The organism is Nocardioides euryhalodurans (assembly GCF_004564375.1).
Lineage (GTDB): Bacteria > Actinomycetota > Actinomycetes > Propionibacteriales > Nocardioidaceae > Nocardioides > Nocardioides euryhalodurans.
In genome coordinates, this window is sequence record NZ_CP038267.1 from 1,947,528 (window position 1) to 1,969,182 (window position 21,655).

Here is a 21,655-nt window from a genome sequence, read left to right on the forward strand (position 1 = left end):
ACCGTGCTGGGCCCCCGCAGGACGGCGGTCGTCGTGGCCGCCGTCCTGCTCGGCGGGGCGGTCGCCGGTGGCGCCGCCCTGGTGTCCGGGGGGCACGGCGCGGATCCGGAGGCGAGTCCTCGTGGGCTCCCGCTCCTGGAGCGGCAGCCGGAGCGGGCACGGGCCGAACGGGCCCCGACCGTCGGCCGCACCTCCGCACGACCCGATCCGCGGCCGGAGCGGCCGGCGCCACCGACGCGGCTGCGGATCGGGGCGCTCGACCTGGAGCTGCCGGTGGCAGCCATGGGCGTGGACGCCGACGGGCTGATGGCGCTGCCGACGACCCCCTTCGCCACGGCCTGGTACCGCTACGGGGCCGACCCGACCGACCGGCAGGGCGCCGTCGTGGTCGCGGGCCACGTGGACACCGCCGAGGAGGGCGTCGGCCCGCTCGCGCGGCTGGGCGGGCTCGCTGCGGGAAGCCGGGTCACGCTCGACCACCGCGGCGGCAGCACGACGTACGAGGTGGTCGCCGTGCGTCGGCTCCCCAAGGCCGTCCTCGACCTGCCGGCTCTCTTCCGGCGCACCGGACCACCACGGCTCCACCTCGTCACGTGCGGTGGCCCCTACCTGCCGGACCAGGGCGGCTACCAGGACAACGTCGTCGTGGTCGCGGAGCCGACGTGAGCAGCGACGAGTCCCGGCCGGGCAACCCGGATCCTGATCCGCTACGAACCACCGGCATGGAGGTCGGGGACCCGATCGGGGTACGGCTCGCGAGGCGTGACGAGGAGGCCCTCGCCGACGCCTACCGGGCCTACGCCCCGATGCTGCTGCGCTACCTCACCAGGTACGTCGGGCGGGACGAGGCCGAGGACGTGCTGCAGCGCACGTTCCTGGACGCCTGGCGCAACGCGCGCAGCTACGACCCGAAGCAGCGGCTCTCGAGCTGGCTGTTCACGATCGCGCACCACCGGGCGGTCGACGCCCTGCGGGCCAAGCGGGCCGTCGTGGTGGACGTGACCACCCTGCGCGACCTCGTCGGCGACGACGGTCGGGTGACCGCGGAGAGGTTCGCCGACGCGGCGGAGGTGCAGCAGAACCTGCGACGGCTGCCCGAGCACGAGAGGGTGGTGCTGGAGCTGGCGTACTTCCGCCAGCTGACGCAGCGAGAGATCGCCGAGCAGCTGGAGATCCCGCTGGGGACGGTCAAGGCACGCGCCGCACGTGGCACCCGCCGGTTGGGCGAGCTGGTGCGGATGGAGCAGGAAGGAGACGTGCGATGACGGACCACGACGCGGACCCGGGACGCCACGAGCTGCTGGCACTGCTGCGGGGCGAGCTCTCGACCGCCGAGGTGATGCGCGTGCGCGAGCACGTCGCCGGGTGCCCCTCCTGCCGTGACGAGCTGCTCGAGGTGGCCGTCGGCCACTCCCTGCTCAGCGCGACCACCCGGAGCCTCCAGGTGCCCGAGGCCGTCCGCGAGCCGGAGCTGCCCGCCGCGCCGCCGCCGGCGCCCCCACGTCGGTGGCGGACCGCCGGCCTGGTCGCGGCAGCCGTCGTCCTGGTCGCCGCGGGTGCCGGGCTGGCGACGGTGCTCGACCCCCAGGAGCCGGACGAGCGCGAACCGGCCACCGTGGCCGAGACGAGGCTGGAGGGCGTGGGCCAGGGCGCCGGCCGGGGCCAGGTCACGATGACCGGGACCGACGTGGCCCGGATGACGGTCGAGACGACCGACCTGCCGCGTCCGCGGCGCGGGGACTACTACTACGTGTGGCTGCTGGACCCGGACACCGACAAGATGCTCCCCGTCGGCCAGGTCGAGGCGGAGGGCAGCACCACCTTCCACCTGCCGCTGTCCCTGCTCGAGAGGTACAGCGCGATCGACGTGAGCCTCGAACGGGACGACGGCGACCCCGGCCACTCGGTCACGTCGGTGCTGCGGGCCGACTACCGCCCGCCGCCCCCGGAGGACGTCAGGTCCTGACCGGCCGCACCGTGAGCCGGCTCAGGCGTCGATCCGGACCCAGGGACGCGCCTCCTCGAGCTCCAGCGCGAGCTCCAGCAGGGTGTCCTCCCGACCGGCCGCCGCGCCCAGCATCATGCCCTGCGGGAGACCGTCGGAGGTGGTGGCGAGCGGCAGGCTGATCGCGGGGTCACCGGTCGCGTTGAACAGTGGCGTGAACGCGACCCAGCCGAGCAGCCGGGCGATGATCGTCTCGTAGTCCTGGGTCGGTGCCAGGTGTCCGATCCGCGGGGTCACGGTGGCCAGCGTCGGCGTGAGGACCACGTCGTGCTGGTCGAAGAACCCGCGGGTCCGGCGCGGCAACGCGCGCAGCCGGGCGATCGCCAGCGGCAGCCGACGGGCGTGCCGTGCCGAGTGCTCGGCGAGCCCGGTCGTGAGGTTGTCGAGCTGGCCGGCGTCCCAGGTCCGCCCGAACGTGCGTCGCCCCGTGCGGACCGAGACCAACGCCAGCATCGACCAGTAGAGGAGGAAGTCGTCGCGCAGCGACTCGGGGACCGGGAAGTCGGTCTCGACGACCGCGTGCCCGAGCTCCTCGAGCAGCGTCCCGGTCTTGCGCGTGAGGTCGGCGACCTCGGGGGAGGCACTGGTGCCGACGCCCTCGGTGACGACCGCGATTCGCAGCCGCGTGCGGCCGGGTCGCCGGACGTCGCCGATCGGGGGCAGCCGGAGGTTGCGGTAGACCTGCTCGGCCTCGCGGTAGAAGGCGGCAGTGTCGCGGACGCTGCGGGTCAGCACCCCGTCCTGGACGATCCGGACCGGCATCTGGCGCAGCGAGGCGTCCTGGGCGAGCCGGCCGCGGGTCGGCTTGAGGCCGACCAGGCCGTTGACCGAGGCCGGGATCCGGATCGAGCCGCCGCCGTCGTTGGCGTGGGCGATCGGGACGGCGCCCGCCGCCACGAGCGCGGCGGAGCCGGCCGAGGAGGCTCCCGCGGTGCGCTCGAGGTCCCAGGGCGACCGGACCGGCCCCAGCCGCGGGTGCTCGGCGCTGGCGCTGAAGCCGAACTCCGAGAGCTGGGTCTTGCCCAGCGGCAGCAGTCCGGTCGCGAGGTACATCCGCGCGAAGTCGCCGTCGGCCGGCCGCGGCTGCGGCTCCCAGGCGTCCGCGCCCTGCATGGTCGGCATCCCGGCGACGTCGACGTTGTCCTTGACGAAGGTGGGGACGCCGGCGAAGAAGCCGCCGTGGGGGTCGGCCGCCCGGCGCCGCGCGCCGGCAGCGTCGTCGTACGCGACGGCGTTGAGGCGCCCGTTGACGGCCCCGGTGCGCGCCAGCGCGGCCTCGACCACCTCGGGGATCGACACCTCCCCGGACCGGAGCGCAGCGACCACCCCCACCGCGTCGAGGTGGCCGAGGGCGTCGTCGGTGAAGGCGTGCACGCGCGTCATGGGCGGTGAGGTTACCGGCCGGTCACGTTCCGGCGGTACGCCTGTGACAACCCACGAGATGGTCGTCGACCAGCCCGGTCGCCTCCATCAGCGCGTACATCGTCGTCGGCCCGACGAAGGCGAACCCGACACCCTTGAGGGCCTTCGACAGCGCGAGCGACTCCGGCGACGTGGTGGCGAGCTCCTCGGTGGTGCGCGGCGCCGGGTGGTGGTCGGGACGGAAGCCGGCCACGAAGTCCTCGAGGCCGCCGCTCCCTCGCAGCGCCACGGTCGCCCGGGCGTTGGTGATGGCGGCCTCGATCTTGCGGCGGTGCCGGACGATGCCCGCGTCACCGAGCAGCCGCTCGACGTCGGCCTCGTCGTACGCCGCGACGGTGTCGGCGTCGAACCCGGCGAAGGCGGCCCGGAACCTCTCGCGCTTGTTGAGGATCGTCAGCCAGGACAGCCCGGACTGGAAGCCCTCGAGCACCAGCCGCTCCAGCCAGGCGGACTCGCCCTGGATCGGCAGCCCCCACTCGGTGTCGTGGTAGGCGAGGTTGGCGGGGTGCCCGACCGCCCACGGGCAGCGGGCGAGGCCGTCCTCGCCGGTCACGGGTCCTGGCACGCGCTCCTCCCCGGCCCTCAGCGACGCTCGCGCAGCCGCGCGTTGGGAAGCGCCGGAGCGGGGATCGGCGGGAGCGCGTGGTCGACGACCCCGAAGCGGCCCTCGGCGACCTGACGGCTGTCGGGGACGACCTGTCCGTCGCGGGTGATCTGGCGCTGCCACTCCTCGCGGAAACCGACGATCTCCTCGTGGCTGCGCCCCACGAAGTTCCACCACATCACGATGGACTCCCCGAACGGCGGTCCGCCGAGCAGCAGCAGCCGCACCGGCTCCGCGCCGGCGGCGAGCGCCAGCGTCGTGGGCCCCGGGGCGACGTAGGCGAGGTCGGCGGCCTTGGCCTCCCGACCCGCCACGGCGACGACCCCCGTGTCGACCAGCACGCCGTGCTCGAAGGCAGGGTCGACGTCGAGCTCGACCGCGGCGCCGGCGTCGAGCAGCAGCTCGGCCCCGAGCAGCGGGGTGTGGGTCGTCACCGGGGAAGACTCCCCCAGCAGCGAGCCCAGGAACACGCGCGCCTCCCAGTCCTCACCGCGGACGGCGTCGGGGGCGTGGTGGGCGAACCCCGGCGCGACGTCACGGGACGCGTCCGGGAGCGCGACCCACAGCTGGGCGCCGTGCAGCGTGGACGTGGCCTCGGTCGACACCTCGGAGTGGCTGATGCCGCGGCCGCCCGTCATCAGGTTGACCTCGCCGGGGCGCACGAGGGCGTGGTGGCCGGCACTGTCGGTGTGCTCGACCTCCCCGGTGAACAGCCAGCTGACCGTCTGCAGGCCGGTGTGCGGGTGGGGCGCGACGACCATGCCGCCGGTGTCGGCCACCAGGTCGGGGCCGTAGTGGTCCACGAAGCACCACGCGCCGATCAGCGACCGGTGGCGCTGCGGGAGCGTACGCCGGACCCGCATCGCCCTCGGCCCACCGAGCGGGACCTCCCGCGGCGTGAGGATCTCGACCCCCTCCGCCGCGGCGCAGGGATCGAGGACCAGCTCGTCGGGGTCGCGCTCGGGGTTGGTCACGGAGTTCTCCTATCCCAGCTGGTCGGGCTCGGGGGACCGCTTGGTCCCGGTGCCGGCCGGGGACCCCGCGCGCGTCCCCTGGTCGCTGCGGATGCTGCCGTAGTGGGCCTCGGTGGAGCCCTGCTCGGTCGGGTCCAGCCGCACCACCACCGACTTCGACGACGGGCAGTTGCTGCCCTCGGCCACGTGGTCCAGCGCGATGAGCGGGTTGGTCTCCGGGTAGTACGCCGCCGCGCACCCGCGGGGCTGGTCGTAGGCGACGACGCGGAACTCCGGGGCCCGGCGCTCTCCGTCGTCCCACTCGCTCACCAGGTCGACGTAGCCGCCGTCGGCCAGGCCGAGGGCCGCGATGTCCTCCGGGTGGACGAACACGACCCGTCGGCCGCCCTTGACCCCGCGGTAGCGGTCGTCGAGGCCGTAGATCGTCGTGTTGAACTGGTCGTGGGAACGCATCGTCTGCAGCAGCAGCCGGCCCTCGGGGACGTGGAGCACGTCGGTCGGGCTCGCCGTGAACCTCGCCTTCCCGACCTCGGTGGGGAAGGTCCTCGTGTCGCGCGGGGGGTGGGGCAGCACGAATCCGCCGGGCTGGTCCACCTTCTCGTCGTAGGCCTCGCAGTCGGGGACCACCCGGGCGATCCGCCGCCGGATCTCGGTGTAGTCGTCGCGCAGGGTCGCCCAGGGGACGACGTGGTCGCCGCCCAGGGTGGCCAGCGCCAGGTTGCACACGATGTCGACCTCGGAGCGCAGGTGGTCCGAGGCGGGGGCGAGCGGCCCCTGGGAGGCGTGCACCGCCGACATCGAGTCCTCGACGGTGACCCGCTGCGGCCGACCCCCCGTCAGGTCCCTCTCGCTCCGGCCGAGCGCGGGCAGGATCAGCGCCTCGCGGCCGTGCACGACGTGGGAGCGGTTGAGCTTGGTCGACACGTGGACGGTCAGGTCGGCCGACCGCATCGCGTCCTCGGTGACGCTGGTGTCGGAGACGGCCGAGACGAAGTTGCCCCCCATCCCGAAGAACACCCTCGCATCGCCGTCGCGCAGCGCCTTGACCGCGTTGACGGTGTCGAGGCCGTGCTCGCGGGGCGGCTCGAAGCCGAACTCCTCCTGCAGGCTGTCGAGGAAGTGGTCGGGGACCTGCTCCCAGATCCCCATGGTGCGGTCGCCCTGCACGTTGGAGTGGCCCCGGACCGGGCACAGTCCCGCCCCCGGCTTGCCGATGTTGCCCTGCAGGAAGGACAGGTTGGCGATCTCCTTGACCGTGGCGACCGCGTTGCGGTGCTGGGTGATGCCCATCGCCCAGCAGAAGACGGTCGCGGAGGAGTCGCGGAGCATCTCGGCGGCCTGCCGGATCTGCCCCCGGTCGAGCCCCGTCGCGCGGTCGACGGCGTCCCAGTCGAGGTCGCGGACGTGGTCGACCCACTCCTCGAAGCCGTGCGTGTGCCGCTCGACGAAGTCGTGGTCGATCGCACCCCACTCGAGCAGGTGGTGGGCGATGGCCTGCAGCAGCGCGAGGTCGCCGTTGATCCGGACGGGGAGGTGCAGGTCGGCGAGCTCGGTCCCGGGACCGGCCAGCCCCCGGGGCTTCTGGGGGTTCTTGAACCTCACCAGCCCGGCCTCGCGGAGCGGGTTGATCGCGATGATCCGGGCGCCGTTCTGCTTGGCCTTCTCCAGCGCGGAGAGCATGCGCGGGTGGTTGGTCCCGGGGTTCTGGCCCATGATCACCAGGCACTCGGCCGTCTCGACGTCGTTCAGCGTCACCGAGCCCTTGCCGATGCCGATCACCTCTGCCAGGGCGACGCTCGTCGACTCGTGGCACATGTTGGAGCAGTCGGGGAGGTTGTTGGTGCCGAAGGCGCGCGCGAAGAGCTGGTAGACGAACGCGGCCTCGTTGGAGGTCTTGCCCGAGGTGTAGAACAGGGCCTCGTCGGGCGAGGCCAGTCCGCGCAACCGGTCACCGATCATGGCGAACGCGTCGTCCCACCCGATCGGTTCGTAGTGGGTCGCCCCGGCGCGCAGCACCACCGGCTGCGTGAGCCGTCCCTGCTGGCCGAGCCAGTAGTCGGTGCGCTCGCGCAGCTCGGACATCGGGTGCTCGGCGAAGAACTCCGGGCCGACGGTCCGCCTGGTCGCCTCCTCGGCCACCGCCTTGGCGCCGTTCTCGCAGAACTCGGCCGTGTGCCGGTGCGACGGATCGGGGTCCGGCCATGCACACCCCTGGCAGTCGAAACCGTCCACCTGGTTGAGCCTGAGCAGCGTCCTCGCCGAGCGGACCGGGCCCATCTGCTCGAGGGCCCGTTTCATGGCGACGGCCACGGCCACCGGTCCGGCCGCGGAGCTCTCGGCCCCGTCGACCTCGATCTCGGCCTCGTCGATGTCACGGAGGGGAGGTCGGCGGCTCATGTCCCCCATCCTCACGCGGCGGTCAAGCGTGAGGATCACCACCCCGGGGAATGACCGGCGGCCTGCCCCGGGTTGGGCTCACCGTGGCTGACCTCTTCGACGACCTGACCATCGGTGCCGTGCGCGCCCCCCACCGCGTGCTGATGGCGCCCCTGACCCGGATGCGTGCCACGCGGCCCGGCGATGTCCCCAACGACCTGATGCGCGACTACTACGTCCAGCGCGCCTCCGCCGGCCTGATCCTCAGCGAGGGGACCCAGATCACCCCCGAGGGCAAGGGGTACGCCGACACGCCGGGGATCCACAGCGCCGAGCAGGTCGCCGGCTGGCGTCGGGTCACGGACGCCGTCCACGAGGCCGGCGGCCGGATCGCCGCGCAGCTGTGGCACGTCGGCCGGGTCTCCCACGAGTCGCTGCACGACGGGGCGCTCCCCGTCTCCGCCAGCGCGATCCCCTCCGGCGGCCGGACGTCGCTCAAGGAGCCCGACGGCACCCTCGTGCGGGCGGACAGCCCGACCCCGCGTGCCCTCGCCGGCGACGAGCTCCCCCGGCTGGTGGAGGACTACCGGCAGGCGACCCGCAACGCCCGGGAGGCCGGCTTCGACGCGGTCGAGATCCACGCGGCCCACGGCTACCTGCTCCACCAGTTCCTGTCACCGACGAGCAACCAGCGCGAGGACGCCTACGGCGGCTCCCTCGAGAACCGCTCGCGGCTGCTCGACGAGGTCGTCGCGGCGGTCGTCGAGACCTGGTCCGCGGACCGCGTCGGTGTCCGGATCTCCCCGGTGGGCTCCTTCAACGGCGTCGAGGACCCCGAGGGCGAGGAGACCGGCCTGCACGTCGCGCGCCTGCTCCACGCCCACGGGATCGGCTTCCTGCACCTCTCCGAGCCCGACTGGGTCGGTGGCCAGGAGCTGACCGACGACTTCCGCGACCGGCTCCGCGAGGCGTTCCCCGGCGTGATCGTCGGCGCCGGCAGCTACGACCTCGTCAAGGCCGAGCGGGTCCTCAAGGCGGGCCACGTCGACGCGGTCGCCTTCGGGCGCACCTTCATCGCCAACCCGGACCTCCCGGCCCGGCTGCGCGACGGGCTGCCGCTCACCGACCCGGACAAGAGCACCTTCTACGGCGGGGACGCCCGCGGCTACACCGACTACCCGGCGTACGCCTGAGGCCAGGCGCCCCCACGTCGGGTAGTCCCCGAACCTTCGGTCGTCGGCAACGCGTGTCGGCGACCGGAAGTTCGGGGACTACCCATCCCTCGGCCCGCCGGCCTCAGGAGTTGGAGAACACCGCCGGGCCGCCGTCGGCCTCGCCCGGGCCGCTGTCGGGACCGCGACCGGCCCAGCTCCAGGCGTACGCCGGGTCCTCGACCGCCAGCCCTCCCTCACCGAGCTCGAGCGGGCGGAACGTGTCGACCATGACGGCCGACTCCTCGAAGTACTCCACCCCGAGGGAGGCCTCGATCGCGCTCGGCTGCGGGCCGTGGGCGTGGCCGCCGGGGTGCAGGCTGATCGACCCGAGGTTGATCCCCGAGCCCTTGCGCGCCTCGTAGTCGCCGCCGACGTAGAACATGACCTCGTCGCTGTCGACGTTGGAGTGGTAGTAGGGGACGGGGATCGCCAGCGGGTGGTAGTCGACCTTGCGGGGCAGGAAGTTGCAGACGACGAAGTTCTGGCCCTCGAAGACCTGGTGGACCGGCGGCGGCTGGTGCACCTTCCCGGTGATCGGCATGTAGTCCTCGACGTTGAACGTGTACGGGTAGAGGCAGCCGTCCCAGCCGACGACGTCGAACGGGTGGGTGGCATAGGTCAGCCGGCTGCCGACGACGCCGGCCGAGGTCCGGTGCTTGACCAGCACCTCCACGTCCTCGCCCTCGAGGAGGTAAGGCTCGGTCGGGCCGTGCAGGTCGCGCTCGCAGTACGGCGCGTGCTCGAGCAGCTGCCCGTAGCGCGAGAGGTAGCGCTTCGGCGGCGCGACGTGGCTGTTGGCCTCGATCGCGTAGAGGCGGCTCGGCTCGGCCGGCAGCCAGCGGTGGTCGGTGGCGCGCGGCACGATGACGTAGTCACCGGTGCGATAGGCCAGCACCCCGAAGACGGTCTCGACCGTGCCCGACCCCGACTCGACGTAGACGCACTCGTCGCCGATCGCGTTGCGGTAGTACGGCGACGGGTCGGTGCCGGTGACGACGTACGCGATCCGCACGTCGGCGTTGCCGAGCACCAGTCGCCGCCCCTCCACCGGGCAGCCGCCCCCGCCGTCGGGGAAGAGGTCGTGCAGCTTGAGGTGCCGCGGCTTGAGCGGGTGGTTCGGCCGAAGCGACTGGTCGGGGAGCTCCCAGACCTGGCTGTCCACGATCGCGCTGGGGACACCGCGGTGATAGAGCAGCGAGGAGTCGGAGGAGAAGCCCTCCTCACCCATCAGCTCCTCGCGGTGGAGGAAGCCGTCGGCGTCGCGGTGCTGGGTGTGCCGTTTCGGCGGCACCTCGCCGACCTGGCGGTAGTAGGTCATGTCCGATATCCGATCCTCGGTGTCCGCATGTCAGGGACCATCGTGCCACGACACCGCCCCTGCCGCCGAGCCCCGATCTCGGCTGACGAGGTCGGAACCCGGCCCCGATCGGACAGGGTTGTGGACAGGTTCGGTCACGACGTGTGCACTAGGCTGCGAGACACGGGTCACACCGAAGCGGAGGCACCTTGACCACCGAGTCCTTCACCCCTCACGCGCAGCGGGCCCGCACCATCACCGAGCAGCACCTCGGCGACCGCGGACCGCTGATGCCGGTGCTGCGCGACCTGATGGAGGAGTTCGGCCACATCTCCCGGGACGACGTCGCGACGGTGGCCGACGTCCTCAACCTCTCGGTCGCGGAGGTCCACGGCGTCGTGAGCTTCTACCACGACTTCCGCACCACGCCGCCGCCTGCGCACACGATCGCGCTCTGCCGGGCCGAGGCCTGCCAGTCCGTGGGAGGCGAGCAGGTCTTCGCCGAGACGGTCGCGGCCCACGAGGGTCGCGACGACGTGGAGGTGCGCGAGGTCTTCTGCCTCGGCAACTGCGCGCTCGGCCCCAGCGGGATGCTCGACGGACGGCTGCACGGCCGGCTCGACGCCGACCGCATCGCAGCCCTCACCGGGGACTGGCGATGACCACGGTGTGGGTGCCGGCCGACGCGGCCGCGGTCTCCGTGGGTGCCGACGAGGTCGCCGACGCCCTCGTGGCCGCCGGCGCCACCGTGCGCCGCAACGGCTCCCGCGGGATGCTCTGGGCCGAGCCGCTGGTGGAGGTCGAGACCGACGGAGGTCGGATCGGCTACGCCAACGTCACGCCGGAGGGCGCCGCCGGCGTGCTCGACGGCCACGGTGACTGCCTCGGGGTCGTGGACGACCACGAGTGGCTCGCCGGCCAGCGCCGCGTCTCCTTCGCCCGGGTCGGCGTCATCGACCCCCAGGACGTCGAGGGCTTCGAGGCCCAGGGCGGCTGGGCCGGGCTCCGCCGGGCGCTGACGATGTCCCCCGCCGACGTGGTGGAGGAGGTCACCGCCTCCGGGCTCCGCGGGCGTGGCGGCGCCGGCTTCCCCGCCGGCGTCAAGTGGAAGACCGTGCTCGGCGCCGAGGCCGACACCAAGTACGTCGCCTGCAACTTCGACGAGGGCGACTCCGGGACCTTCGCCGACCGCATGGTGGTCGAGGGCGACCCGTTCACGCTGATCGAGGGCATGGTGATCGCGGCGTACGCCGTGGGTGCGAGCGAGGGCTACGTCTACGTCCGCTCCGAGTACCCGCACGCGATCACCGCCCTGCGTCGCGCCATCGAGACGGCCTACACCCACGGCTTCCTCGGCCGCGACATCCTCGGCAGCGGCCACCACGTCGACATCCACGTGCGCGTGGGCGCGGGTGCCTACATCTGCGGCGAGGAGTCCTCGATGCTGGAGAGCCTCGAGGGGCGCCGCGGCGAGGTGCGGGCCAAGCCGCCGATCCCCGCGCTCAAGGGCCTCTTCGGCCAGCCGACCGCGGTCAACAACGTGCTGACGCTCTGTGCGGTGCCGATGATCCTCGCCGACGGCGGTCGGGCGTACGCCGACCTAGGCGTCGGCCGGTCCCGCGGCACCCAGGTCTTCCAGCTGGCCGGGAACGTGGCCCGCGGCGGGATCGTCGAGCTGCCGATGGGCGTCACCCTCGGCGAGCTGGTCGAGGGCTACGGCGGCGGCACGCGCACCGGCCGACCGGTGCGGGCCGTCCAGGTCGGCGGCCCGCTCGGCGCCTACGTGCCACCGGACCGCTTCGACGTCCAGATGGGCTACGAGGAGCTGGCCGAGATCGAGGCGATGCTCGGCCACGGCGGGGTCGTGGTCTTCGACGACACCGTCGACATGGCCCGCATGGCCCGGTTCGCCTTCGAGTTCTGCGCCGTGGAGTCGTGCGGCAAGTGCACGCCGTGCCGCATCGGCGCGGTGCGGGGCAAGGAGACGCTCGACCACGTGATCGCCGGCCGTGACGTCGAGCGGAACCTCGAGCTCGTCGACGACCTCTGCAACACCATGACCAAGGGGTCGCTGTGCGCCATGGGCGGGCTCACGCCGATGCCCGTCCAGAGCGCGATCCGGCACTGGCCCGAGGACTTCGACCGCAGCCACCAGGAGCAGGAGGGAGTTCCCTCATGACCACCACCGAGCACCCCGTCACCGGCTGGGCACCCGAGCGCGACCTCGGCACGCCACCGGTCGCGGGCGAGACCGTCCACCTCACCGTCGACGGCCGGTCGGTCGCCGTGCCCGAGGGCACCTCGGTGATGCGGGCCGCGGCCCTCGCCGGGATCGACGTCCCCAAGCTGTGCGCCACCGACTCCATGAAGGCCTTCGGGTCCTGCCGGATGTGCCTCGTCGAGGTGGAGGACGGCAAGGGCGTGCCCGCCTCCTGCACGACGCCCTGCGCCGAGGGCATGGTCGTGAACACCGAAACCGAGCAGGTGCAGCAGCTGCGCCGCGGCGTGATGGAGCTCTACCTCTCCGACCATCCCACCGACTGCGACGGCTGCGCCCGCGGCAACTGCGAGATCCAGGCCCTGGCCACCCGGGTGGGGGCCGCCGAGGTGCGCTACGGGCTCGGCCGGCAGCACGTCGAGGAGACCGCCGACACCTCCAACCCCTACTTCGACTACGACCCTGCCGCCTGCATTGTCTGCTCGCGGTGCGTGCGCGCGTGCGACGACATCCAGGGCACGTTCGCACTGACGGTGGAGGGGCGCGGCTTCGACTCGCGCATCACCCCCGGCGGCGTCGACTTCCTCTCCTCCGACTGCGTCTCCTGCGGCGCCTGCGTGCAGGCATGCCCCACGGACGCGCTGGCCGAGAAGTCGCTGGTGGAGCTCGGGATGCCGACCCGCAGCGTCGACACCACCTGCGCCTACTGCGGCGTGGGCTGCTCCTTCCGTGCCGAGGTGTCCGGCGAGGGTGACGACACCCGGGTGGTGCGGATGATCCCGAGCAAGGACGGCGGGGCCAACGAGGGCCACTCCTGCGTCAAGGGTCGCTTCGCCTACGGCTACGCCAGCCACGACGACCGGCAGATGCACCCGATGGTGCGCGACTCGATCGACGAGGAGTGGCGGACCGTCTCCTGGGAGGAGGCCATCGGCCGCGTCGCCGAGGGTTTCCGGGCGATCCAGGCCGAGCACGGCGTCGGCTCCATCGGTGGCATCTCCTCCTCGCGCTGCACCAACGAGGAGGTGTACGTCGTCCAGAAGATGGTCCGGGCGGCGTTCGGCAACAACAACATCGACACCTGCGCGCGGGTGTGCCACTCGCCGACCGGCTACGGGCTGAACCAGACCTTCGGCACCTCCGCCGGCACCCAGGACTTCAAGTCGGTGGAGAGCGCCGACGTGATCCTGCTCATCGGCGCGAACCCCACCGACGCCCACCCGGTGTTCGCCTCCCGCATGAAGCGGCGGCTGCGCCAGGGTGCCCAGATCATCGTGGCGGACCCCCGGCGCATCGACATCGTGCGGTCGCCGCACGTCGAGGCCGCCCACCACCTCCCGGTGCTGCCCGGCTCCAACGTCGCCTTCGTCAACGCCCTGGCCCACACCATCGTCACCGAGGGCCTCCACGACGAGGAGTTCCTGCGCAGCCGCTGCGAGAACGTCGAGGACTACCTCGCGTTCATCGCCCGCGACGAGAACTCCCCGGAGTCGACCGCGGCGGCGACCGGCGTACCTCCCGAGCAGCTGCGCGCGGCGGCCCGGCTCTACGCGTCCGCCGCCAACTCCGCCATCTACTACGGCCTCGGCGTCACCGAGCACAGCCAGGGCTCGACGATGGTCATGGGGATGGCCAACCTGGCGATGGTCACCGGCAACATCGGCCGCGAGGGCGTCGGGGTGAACCCGCTGCGCGGGCAGAACAACGTCCAGGGGTCCTGCGACATGGGCTCCTTCCCCCACGAGTTCCCGGGCTACCGACACGTCTCCCGCGACGAGGTCCGCAGCATCTACGAGTCGCTGTGGGGGCTCGCGCTCGACCCGCAACCCGGCCTGCGCATCCCCAACATGTTCGACTCCGCCATCGGCGGGACGTTCCGCGGGCTCTTCGTCCAGGGCGAGGACATCGCGCAGTCCGACCCCAACACCCAGCACGTCGAGGCGGCGCTCTCGGCGATGGACATGGTCGTCGTCCAGGACCTGTTCCTCAACGAGACCGCCCGGTTCGCCCACGTCTTCCTGCCCGGCTCCAGCTTCCTGGAGAAGGACGGGACCTTCACCAACGCCGAGCGCCGGATCAACCGGGTGCGCCCGGTCTTCCCCAGCCGGGTGGGCAAGGACGAGTGGCGGGTGGTCTGCGAGATCGCTCAGGCCATGGGCTACGACATGCACTACGACTCGGCGGCCGAGATCATGGACGAGATCGCCCAGACCACGCCGACCTTCGCCGGCGTCTCCTTCGCCAGGCTCGACGCGGAGGGCTCGATGCAGTGGCCGGTCAACGACGCCGCTCCCCAGGGCACGCCCACGATGCACGTCGGGGAGTTCGTGCGCGGCAAGGGGCACCTGGTGGAGACGGTCTACGTGCCCACGACCGAGCGCACCACCCGCCGCTACCCGCTGGTGCTCACCACGGGTCGGATCCTCAGCCAGTACAACGTCGGCGCGCAGACCCGGCGTACGCCCAACCAGACCTGGCACCCCGAGGACGTCCTGGAGATCCACCCCGCCGACGCCGACCTCCGCGGGATCTCGACCGGCGACCGGGTGGAGCTGTCCTCGCGGGTGGGGACGACGACGCTGACCGCCGTCGTGTCCGAGCGGATGCCCGCCGGGGTCGTCTACACGACCTTCCACCACCCGGTGACCGGCGCCAACGTGGTCACGACCGAGAACTCCGACTGGGCCACCAACTGCCCGGAGTACAAGGTCACGGCCGTGCAGGTCGGCGTCGCCAACGCGGGTGAGCGCTCCGAGGGCGCCGCCGCGCAGCGGGACCTGGCGGCGCGGCAGTGAGCCACTCCGTCGGGGGCCTCCCTCCCGAGATCCGGATGGGCAACGACATCGCCCGCCAGTTCGGCCACCTCGAGCCCGAGAAGGCCGCGGTCCAGGTCGGCACCCACATCGAGAAGTTCTGGGACCCCCGGATGCGACGCAACCTCCACGAGCTCCTCGCGCCGGCCAGCGGCCACCTCGACGAGGCCGATCCGCTGCTCGTCGCCGGGCTCAGACGACTCGAGCGTGACGACACCGACGACGCCGAGCGGCGCAAGCCCACCGGAGGCTGACCCCGCAGCCGAGGAGTTGACCTCAACCACGCTCGAGGTCCTGGCGTCCTGACGTGACCCCTCGTGCGACCCCCGTCACGCGGGCCGAAAACCGGTCGCTGCTCCCCCACCCCGAGCCGTACGCTCGGAGGTGCCATGCGTGACTTCCCGCCCCTCGTGACGACGTTCTGGTCCCCCGAGGGGGAACCGGTCGGCGAGCCACCCGACACCCGGAGCCCGCTGCGGTTCCTGGGGTGGGTCGTGCGCGAGCAGGGATCGCTGGTGTGGATCGCGACGCTGCTCGGGGTGTTCTGGCAGCTGCCCCTGATCGCCGGCCCGTGGTTGTTCGGCCGGGCGATCGACCGGGGCATCATCCCCGGCGACGCGACCGTGGTCGCCGAGTTCGCCGGGCTGCTGCTGCTCGTCACGGTGATCGGCGCCGTCTTCGGAATCCTGCTGCACACCCTGATCGTCCGGAGCTGGCTGATCAGCCTCTACGGGACCACCATGATGGTCACCCGCAAGGCCGCGCAGATGGGCCACGTCCTGCCCCGCCGCTCGCCCACCGGCGAGATCCTCAGCGTCGCGTCCAGCGACTCCGACGAGTTCGGCGCGATGAACGAGATCATCGCCCGCGCCGGGTCGCAGCTGGTCTCGTTCCTCGCGGTCGCCGCGATCGTGCTGGCGACCTCGCCGCGGCTCGGCGTCGTGGTGCTGCTGGCCGCGCCGGTGCTCGTCGGCGTCGCGCTGCCCTTCCTCAAGCCGCTGCACCGGCGCCAGGAGCTCGAGCGCTCGCGCAACTCCGAGCTCACCTCGATGGCCACCGACATCGTCGCCGGCCTACGGATCCTGCGCGGGATCGGCGGCGAGCGGACCTTCGGCCGCAACTACGAGGTCCAGTCGCAGAGCTCGCGGGCCGCCGGCGTCTCGGCGGGCATCTGGCAGGCCGTCATCGAGGCGCTGGGCGTGCTCTTCTCCGGCGTCTTCCTGGTGCTGCTCCTCTACCTCGGCACCCTCGAGGTCGAGGCCGGCCGGCTCACGATCGGCGAGCTCATCAGCTTCCTCGGCTACGGCCTCTACCTGATCGGCCCGATCCGCACCTTCTTCGAGTTCGCCCAGAAGATCACCCGCTCGCTGGTCAGCGCCCGCAAGGCGATCGCGATCTTCGAGCACGAGCCGCCGTGGCGCGACCGGGACACCCCGGCAGCGCTCGACGCCACGGCCGGGCTCCACGACGAGCTCACGGGCATGACCGTTCGGCCCGGTGAGCTCACCGTGGTCGTGAGCGCCGTCCCCGAGGACTCGGCACGACTGGCCGACCGGCTGGGTCGCTACCTCCCCGCCGACACCGATCCCGTGAGCGAGGAGATCGAGGAGGGGCTCAAGGGTCGCGCGGCCCGCGTCGCCCGCACCGAGCGCGCCCGCCGCCGCGCGGAGATCGCCGCCCGCGACGCCGAGCGCACCCGCGGCCCGTGGGGGGCCAGGCTCGGCGACGTCGACCTCGCGGACGCGTCGCTGGCCGACGTACGCTCCACGATCCTGGTCAGCGACACCACCGGGCAGCTCTTCGCCGGGAGCCTCCAGGACGCGGTCGACCCGCACCACCGGCTCACGCGTCGCGAGGCCGAGGTGGCGCTGCTCGCCGCCAACGCCGAGGACGTCTACGACGCGCTCCCCGGCGGCTGGCAGGGCGAGCTCGACGAGCGCGGTCGCGGCCTGTCCGGCGGCCAGCGGCAGCGGGTCGTGCTCGCCCGCGCCCTCGCCACCGAGGCCCCGATCATGGTCCTGGTCGAGCCCACTTCGGCGGTCGACGCCCACACCGAGGCCCGGATCGCCGAGCGGGTCACCCGCCTCCGCGCGGGGCGTACGACGGTCGTGTGCACCGTCTCCCCCCTCTGGCTCCACCACGCCGACCGCGTGGTGCTGCTCGCCGACGACCGGGTGGTCGCCGACGGACGCCACGACCAGCTGCTCGGCGACGACGCCTACCGGGCCGTCGTCGCCCGCGCCATGGACGAGGAGGTGGTCCGGTGAGCTCCGACGTGCTCGAGACCTCGGCCGCGACGTGGTCGGACCACCGCGACGACGCCCCCGTCGTCGACCCGCGGCTGCGCCCGCCCACCGACGCCTCGCCCTCCGAGCGGCTCGCCGCCTGGCGGATGCGCCACCACCTGCGTCGCGAGGAGGCCGAGCGCGTCTACCGCGACTCGCGCCACCCCGAGCGCGGCTGGCCGGTGGCCGACGACCACGTCGTCCTCCGCTTCTTCGTCGACCTGGTGCGCGAGCGCCGCGGAGCGTTCGCCGCCCTGGTGATCCTCAACGCGCTGGCTGCCGGGGCGGCGCTGGTCGTGCCGGCCCTGCTCGGTGACCTGGTCAACCTCGTCGCGGGCGCCGGCGGGATCGCCGACGGGCTCGGGCGGCTGGCGCTGCTGGTCGTGGGCGTGGTGATCGCCCAAGCGATCCTCACGTTCTTCGCCCAGCGCACCTCCACGCTCTTCGGTCAGGACCTGCTGGCCTCGGCGCGCGAGTACATCGTGCGCACGATCCTGCGGCTCCCGCTCGGCCAGGTGGAGAGCGCCAGCACCGGCGACCTGGTCACGCGCGTGACCCGTGACGTCGGCACGATGAGCCGATCGGTGCAGTTCGGCGTGCCGATGGCGATCATCTCGTTGCTGACCGTCGCCCTCTCCGTGGTCGCGATGCTGCTCAACTCGGTGCTGCTCGCGCTGCCGTCGCTGCTCGTGATCAGCACCAGCGCCGTCGCGATCCGCAGCTACCTGCGCAGCGCCCCCAAGGGCTACATCACCGAGGGCGCGACCTACTCCCGGATCAACACCACGCTGACGGAGACGGTGGAGGGCGCCCGGACCGTCGAGGCGCTCGGGCTCTCCGACCGGCGGGTCGACCAGGGCGACGGCGACATCGAGGTCTCCTCGCAGGCCGAGCGCTACACGATGTCGCTGCGCAACCTGCTCTTCGCGGTCATCGACATCGCCTTCAACACCCCGCGGGTGATCACGCTGGTGGTCGGCGCGTGGGGCTACGCGTACGGCTACGTCAACCTCGGCCAGATCACCACCGCCGTGCTCTACGTCGAGGCGCTGAGCGGGCCGCTGGACCGGCTGGTCGGCGAGCTCGACCGGCTGCAGGTCGGCGCGACCTCGACCGCGCGGCTGCTGGGCATCGCGGAGGTGCCGCCGGACCGGACGCCCGGCGAGGACCGCCCCGACGGTCGCCACCTGGTCGGCGACGACCTCCGGTTCGCCTACCGCGAGGGCCACGACGTCCTGCACGGCGTCGACCTGGAGCTGCGCGACGGCGAGCGGCTCGCGATCGTCGGCCCCTCGGGGTCGGGCAAGTCGACCCTGGGCCGGCTGCTGTCGGGCATCAACCGGCCGCGGACCGGCTCGGCCCGCGTGGGCGGGGTGGACCTGGTCGACCTGCCGCTGGAGCTGCTGCGGACCGAGGTCGCCCTCGTCACCCAGGAGCACCACGTGTTCATCGGCACGGTGCGCGACAACATCGTGCTCGCGCGCGAGGACTCCGGCGACGACGCCGTCTGGTCGGCGCTGTCCGCCGTCGGCGCCCGCGACTGGGTGTCGCGGCTGCCGCGTGGCATCGACACCCGGATCGGGTCGGGACAGCAGGCACTGACCCCCGCCCAGGCGCAGCAGATCGCGCTGGCCCGGCTGATCATCGCCGACCCGCACACGCTGGTGCTCGACGAGGCGACCTCGCTGATCGACCCTCGCACCGCACGCTCGCTCGAGGGCTCGATGAACGCCCTGCTCGAGGGCCGGACGGTCGTGGCCATCGCCCACCGCCTCCACACCGCCCACGACGCCGACCGCATCGCGGTGGTAATCGACGGGCGGATCGTGGAGCTGGGCAGCCACGACGAGCTGGTCGACCGCGAGGACGGTGAGTACGCCGCCCTGTGGCGGGCCTGGACGAGCTGAGCGGACTACCCTCACCGGGATGAGCCGCATCTTCACCACCAGCGTCGCCTCGGTCTACCCCCACTACGTGACGAAGATGGAGCGGAAGGGCCGGACGAAGGCCGAGCTGGACCAGGTGATCGAGTGGCTGACCGGCTTCGACGAGTCGGCACTGGAGGACCACCTGGCCGCGGGCACGACCTTCGAGGACTTCTTCGCCGACGCCGAGCTCAACCCGCACGCCTCGTCGATCACCGGCGTGGTCTGCGGGATCAGGGTCGAGGACGTCGAGGACCCCGTTGATGCAGAAGATCCGCTACCTCGACAAGCTCGTCGACGAGCTGGCCAGGGGCAAGGCGATGGAGAAGGTCCTGCGGGGCTGACCTGCCTCAGCGCAGGGCCATCGAGCCGGAGACGTCCGGCTCCCACGGCAGCCCGGCGTCGTCGGCGATCCGCGCGTCGAGGGCGGCCGCGACCTCCTCGGGCCACGGGGCCGTGAGGCGGGTGCTCATGTCGATGTGGAGGAAGACCTCCTCCATCACGAAGCTGAGCCGCTGGTGGGTCTCGTCGAGCAGGTAGACCAGGGCGTGCGCTGCCCGCTCCGAGCGCCCGAGCAGCCGGACCCGGGTCGACATCCGGTCGCCGGTGCGCATCTCGGCGAGGTAGGTCAGGTGGTGCTCGGCGGAGAAGCAGGCGTGCCCGAGGGCCGGCCAGTTCTGCAGGATCCCCTGCGCGACCAGGGACTCGTCGAGCCCCTCGCTGGCGATGCCGGTGTAGTGGCGGACGTTGAGGTGCCCGTTGGCGTCCTCGAAGGCGATCGGGACGGGCTGCTCGGCGTACGCCGGCAGCTCGGCGAGCTGCTCGTACGTGGGGTGCGGTGCGGTCACGGTGGGTGACCCTACCGGGCCCGTTGTCGCCCGCGCGGGCGAGCGGGCCGCTACCTTTCTCGCGTGCGAGGTGCGTGGGGGTGGCTGCTGCTGGGCAGCCTGGTCGTCGTGTCCGGCTGCTCAGGTCCCGCGGAGGAGGAGCGGCCGCTGCGCTTCGACGAGTTCGAGAGCTCGACGAGCGCCGGGGGCGCCACGGCGTACTTCGGCGTGCCCGTGTGCATCGAGGACGAACCGGCGTCCGTCACCTTCACCGGCGCCGAGGCCGTGCAGGTCACCGGCAGGTCCGACCCCGTCACCTTCCACGTCGCCTGGCCCGACGGCCCGCCCTTCGACCGGACGAACGCGGGCGAGGGTCCGCTGCCGGACGCCTACGTGCCTGTCGAGGGCGCGTCGGGCGAGGTCGGCAGCTGCGGCCCGGCCCGCGCCCTGTACGGCGTCCTCGCCGTGGTCCTCCCGCCCGTGGCGGAGCAGCCGGTCACCGTGCAGGACCTGCGGGTCACCTACGAGGTGGCGGACGAGTCCTTCACGCAGGTCGTCGGCGTCTCGCTCACCCGGTGCCCGGACGGGACCCGCCCGGCGGCCGACGGGTGCCGGCAGCCGCGGTCGACCCGCTGACCGGGCTCAGAGCTGCAGGATCGAGGCCGAGACCAGGTAGGCCGCGGACACCCCTGCCGGGTCGTCCAGGTCTCCCGGCTCCTCGAGCACGGTCCGGGAGCGTGCGCGTACGGCGGCACCGGGGTCCTCGGCGACGAGGTCGACGCACAGCCCCGCGACGACCGCCCGCAGGTCGCGGTCGTCCAGACCGTCGAGCGCGAGGCCGTCGTGGAGCAGGGTCGCCGCCTCGAGGAACACCTCGCGCGCCAGCTCGGGATCCACCTCGGGCCGCGTCCGGGCGGCCTCGTCCGCTGCCGCCAGGAACTCGTCGAAAGGCGGGCCTGCCGTGCCGGGCTGCATGCCGCGAGACTGGCAGCGCGGCCCGGCCGCGGCAAGCGGTTATCGGGACGTCGGCCCCGGGCTGCGATGAGTCGCCGGGCCGATCCGGGTCGGTACCCGCACCGATCGCAGCTCGCCCGAGGAGGACGACATGACCGCGACCTACACCTTCGACGTGTTCTGCAGCCTCGACGGCTACGGCTCGTACGGGCCCGACGGCGACTGGGGCGGCTACTGGGGCAAGCAGGGCCCCGAGCTGCTCGAGCACCGGCTGGCGGCCCACGAGGGCGAGCAGCGCATCGTCTTCGGTGCGACCACGTTCCGGCAGTTCGCGCGGATGTGGGAGAAGGGCAGCGCGGAGTCCGAGGTCCGCGACGGCTGGGTCGAGCGGATGAGGAGCCTCCCGGCCACGGTCGTGTCCTCGACGCTGGAGGGGCCGCTCGACTGGCCGGACGCCACGGTGGCGAGCGGGGACGCGGTCGAGGTCGTCACCAGGCTCAAGGAGGAGTCCGACACGCCGCTGCGCTCGCACGGCAGCCTCTCGCTCAACTGGGCGCTGATGGCAGCCGGGCTCGTCGACCGCGTCCAGGTGACGGTCTTCCCCGTCCTCACCGGCAGGACCGGCGAGCAGCCGGTCTTCGGGGGCGCGGACGACTTCGACCTCGAGCTGCTCGAGGCCCGGACGCTGGACGGGCACACCCAGGAGCTCGTCTACCGGCCCACCCTCCACTGACCGCGGCG

The 21,655-nt window shown here is 72.7% G+C and carries 20 protein-coding genes and 1 pseudogene; 14 read left to right on the forward strand and 7 right to left on the reverse strand.

The genetic code is table 11. From position 1 onward, the window contains the following. The first annotated feature begins 3 nt into the window (after nucleotides 1-3). The 3 genes from EXE57_RS09230 to EXE57_RS09240 are packed head-to-tail and all read left to right on the forward strand — an operon-like array spanning nucleotide 4 to nucleotide 1,966. Nucleotides 4-666, forward strand: a complete 663-nt coding sequence (locus EXE57_RS09230) for a class F sortase (RefSeq protein WP_135076727.1) — start codon at nucleotides 4-6, stop codon at nucleotides 664-666. Next, on the forward strand, nucleotides 663-1,265 hold the full coding sequence (locus EXE57_RS09235; RefSeq protein ID WP_135076730.1) for an RNA polymerase sigma factor: 603 nt from the start codon (nucleotides 663-665) through the stop codon (nucleotides 1,263-1,265). Before EXE57_RS09230 ends, EXE57_RS09235 begins: the two co-directional genes overlap by 4 nt. Continuing rightward, nucleotides 1,262-1,966 (forward strand): anti-sigma factor, encoded by a 705-nt coding sequence (locus EXE57_RS09240; RefSeq protein ID WP_135080776.1) that lies wholly within the window; start codon nucleotides 1,262-1,264, stop codon nucleotides 1,964-1,966. Before EXE57_RS09235 ends, EXE57_RS09240 begins: the two co-directional genes overlap by 4 nt. Nucleotides 1,967-1,987: 21 nt before the next feature. On the opposite strand, the gene EXE57_RS09245 is transcribed toward EXE57_RS09240, so the two are convergent. Genes EXE57_RS09245 through EXE57_RS09260 form a run of 4 tightly spaced genes read right to left on the reverse strand, consistent with a single transcriptional unit; the run spans nucleotide 1,988 to nucleotide 7,402 of the window. Further along, on the reverse strand, nucleotides 1,988-3,388 hold the full coding sequence (locus EXE57_RS09245; RefSeq protein WP_135076733.1) for an amidase: 1,401 nt from the start codon (nucleotides 3,386-3,388) through the stop codon (nucleotides 1,988-1,990). Between the two features lie 22 nt (nucleotides 3,389-3,410). Next, nucleotides 3,411-3,992: a DNA-3-methyladenine glycosylase I gene (locus EXE57_RS09250; protein ID WP_208543025.1), complete on the reverse strand. Its 582-nt coding sequence runs from the start codon at nucleotides 3,990-3,992 to the stop codon at nucleotides 3,411-3,413. A 17-nt stretch (nucleotides 3,993-4,009) separates the two neighbouring features. Further along, on the reverse strand, nucleotides 4,010-5,005 hold the full coding sequence (locus EXE57_RS09255; protein WP_135076735.1) for a pirin family protein: 996 nt from the start codon (nucleotides 5,003-5,005) through the stop codon (nucleotides 4,010-4,012). 9 nt (nucleotides 5,006-5,014) lie between these two features. After that, entirely contained in the window at nucleotides 5,015-7,402 is a 2,388-nt protein-coding gene (locus EXE57_RS09260) for an FdhF/YdeP family oxidoreductase (RefSeq protein ID WP_135076738.1), read from the reverse strand. Nucleotides 7,403-7,485: 83 nt separating this feature from the next. On the opposite strand from EXE57_RS09260, the gene nemA reads away from it, so the two are divergent. Next, nucleotides 7,486-8,574, forward strand: coding sequence for an N-ethylmaleimide reductase (gene nemA, locus EXE57_RS09265; protein ID WP_244247055.1), 1,089 nt, complete (start codon nucleotides 7,486-7,488; stop codon nucleotides 8,572-8,574). 103 nt (nucleotides 8,575-8,677) lie between these two features. Here the strand turns inward: nemA and EXE57_RS09270 are convergent, their stop codons facing one another. Further along, nucleotides 8,678-9,913, reverse strand: coding sequence for a homogentisate 1,2-dioxygenase (locus EXE57_RS09270; protein WP_135076744.1), 1,236 nt, complete (start codon nucleotides 9,911-9,913; stop codon nucleotides 8,678-8,680). A gap of 188 nt (nucleotides 9,914-10,101) precedes the next feature. Between EXE57_RS09270 and EXE57_RS09275 the strand changes: the two genes are divergently transcribed. The 8 genes and pseudogenes from EXE57_RS09275 to EXE57_RS20340 all read left to right on the forward strand — a co-directional run bounded on the left by EXE57_RS09275 (nucleotide 10,102) and on the right by EXE57_RS20340 (nucleotide 19,477). Further along, nucleotides 10,102-10,554 (forward strand): NAD(P)H-dependent oxidoreductase subunit E, encoded by a 453-nt coding sequence (locus EXE57_RS09275; protein WP_244247056.1) that lies wholly within the window; start codon nucleotides 10,102-10,104, stop codon nucleotides 10,552-10,554. Beyond that, the gene (locus EXE57_RS09280) at nucleotides 10,551-12,071 is read left to right on the forward strand and encodes an NADH-ubiquinone oxidoreductase-F iron-sulfur binding region domain-containing protein (protein WP_135076747.1); all 1,521 of its coding nucleotides are present in this window, start codon (nucleotides 10,551-10,553) and stop codon (nucleotides 12,069-12,071) included. Before EXE57_RS09275 ends, EXE57_RS09280 begins: the two co-directional genes overlap by 4 nt. Then, nucleotides 12,068-14,905 carry a formate dehydrogenase subunit alpha gene (gene fdhF, locus EXE57_RS09285; protein WP_135076750.1) on the forward strand — a complete coding sequence of 946 codons (2,838 nt, stop codon included), beginning with the start codon at nucleotides 12,068-12,070 and terminating at the stop codon, nucleotides 14,903-14,905. The genes EXE57_RS09280 and fdhF overlap by 4 nt, the downstream gene beginning before the upstream one ends. Continuing rightward, nucleotides 14,902-15,177 carry a formate dehydrogenase subunit delta gene (locus tag EXE57_RS09290; protein WP_208543026.1) on the forward strand — a complete coding sequence of 92 codons (276 nt, stop codon included), beginning with the start codon at nucleotides 14,902-14,904 and terminating at the stop codon, nucleotides 15,175-15,177. The genes fdhF and EXE57_RS09290 overlap by 4 nt, the downstream gene beginning before the upstream one ends. Before the next feature lie 135 nt (nucleotides 15,178-15,312). Beyond that, on the forward strand, nucleotides 15,313-17,190 hold the full coding sequence (locus tag EXE57_RS09295; protein WP_135076756.1) for an ABC transporter transmembrane domain-containing protein: 1,878 nt from the start codon (nucleotides 15,313-15,315) through the stop codon (nucleotides 17,188-17,190). Beyond that, the gene (locus EXE57_RS09300; RefSeq protein WP_244247057.1) at nucleotides 17,187-19,115 is read left to right on the forward strand and encodes an ABC transporter ATP-binding protein; all 1,929 of its coding nucleotides are present in this window, start codon (nucleotides 17,187-17,189) and stop codon (nucleotides 19,113-19,115) included. Before EXE57_RS09295 ends, EXE57_RS09300 begins: the two co-directional genes overlap by 4 nt. Nucleotides 19,116-19,191: 76 nt before the next feature. Beyond that, a pseudogene (locus EXE57_RS20335) lies at nucleotides 19,192-19,326 on the forward strand (DUF2200 family protein); the annotation flags it as partial. 70 nt (nucleotides 19,327-19,396) lie between these two features. Beyond that, nucleotides 19,397-19,477 carry a DUF2200 family protein gene (locus EXE57_RS20340; RefSeq protein ID WP_279633196.1) on the forward strand — a complete coding sequence of 27 codons (81 nt, stop codon included), beginning with the start codon at nucleotides 19,397-19,399 and terminating at the stop codon, nucleotides 19,475-19,477. Nucleotides 19,478-19,483: 6 nt separating this feature from the next. Here EXE57_RS20340 and EXE57_RS09310 read toward each other — a convergent pair whose 3' ends face one another. Beyond that, nucleotides 19,484-19,981, reverse strand: coding sequence for a thioesterase family protein (locus EXE57_RS09310; RefSeq protein ID WP_135076761.1), 498 nt, complete (start codon nucleotides 19,979-19,981; stop codon nucleotides 19,484-19,486). 63 nt (nucleotides 19,982-20,044) lie between these two features. On the opposite strand from EXE57_RS09310, the gene EXE57_RS09315 reads away from it, so the two are divergent. After that, nucleotides 20,045-20,596 carry a hypothetical protein gene (locus EXE57_RS09315; RefSeq protein ID WP_135076764.1) on the forward strand — a complete coding sequence of 184 codons (552 nt, stop codon included), beginning with the start codon at nucleotides 20,045-20,047 and terminating at the stop codon, nucleotides 20,594-20,596. Between the two features lie 6 nt (nucleotides 20,597-20,602). On the opposite strand, the gene EXE57_RS09320 is transcribed toward EXE57_RS09315, so the two are convergent. Further along, nucleotides 20,603-20,935 carry a hypothetical protein gene (locus EXE57_RS09320; protein ID WP_135076767.1) on the reverse strand — a complete coding sequence of 111 codons (333 nt, stop codon included), beginning with the start codon at nucleotides 20,933-20,935 and terminating at the stop codon, nucleotides 20,603-20,605. Between the two features lie 130 nt (nucleotides 20,936-21,065). Here EXE57_RS09320 and EXE57_RS09325 point away from each other — a divergent pair, with 130 nt between their 5' ends. After that, a complete protein-coding gene (locus EXE57_RS09325; RefSeq protein ID WP_135076770.1) occupies nucleotides 21,066-21,647 on the forward strand; it encodes a dihydrofolate reductase family protein in 582 nt (193 codons plus the stop codon). Nucleotides 21,648-21,655: the final 8 nt, after the last annotated feature.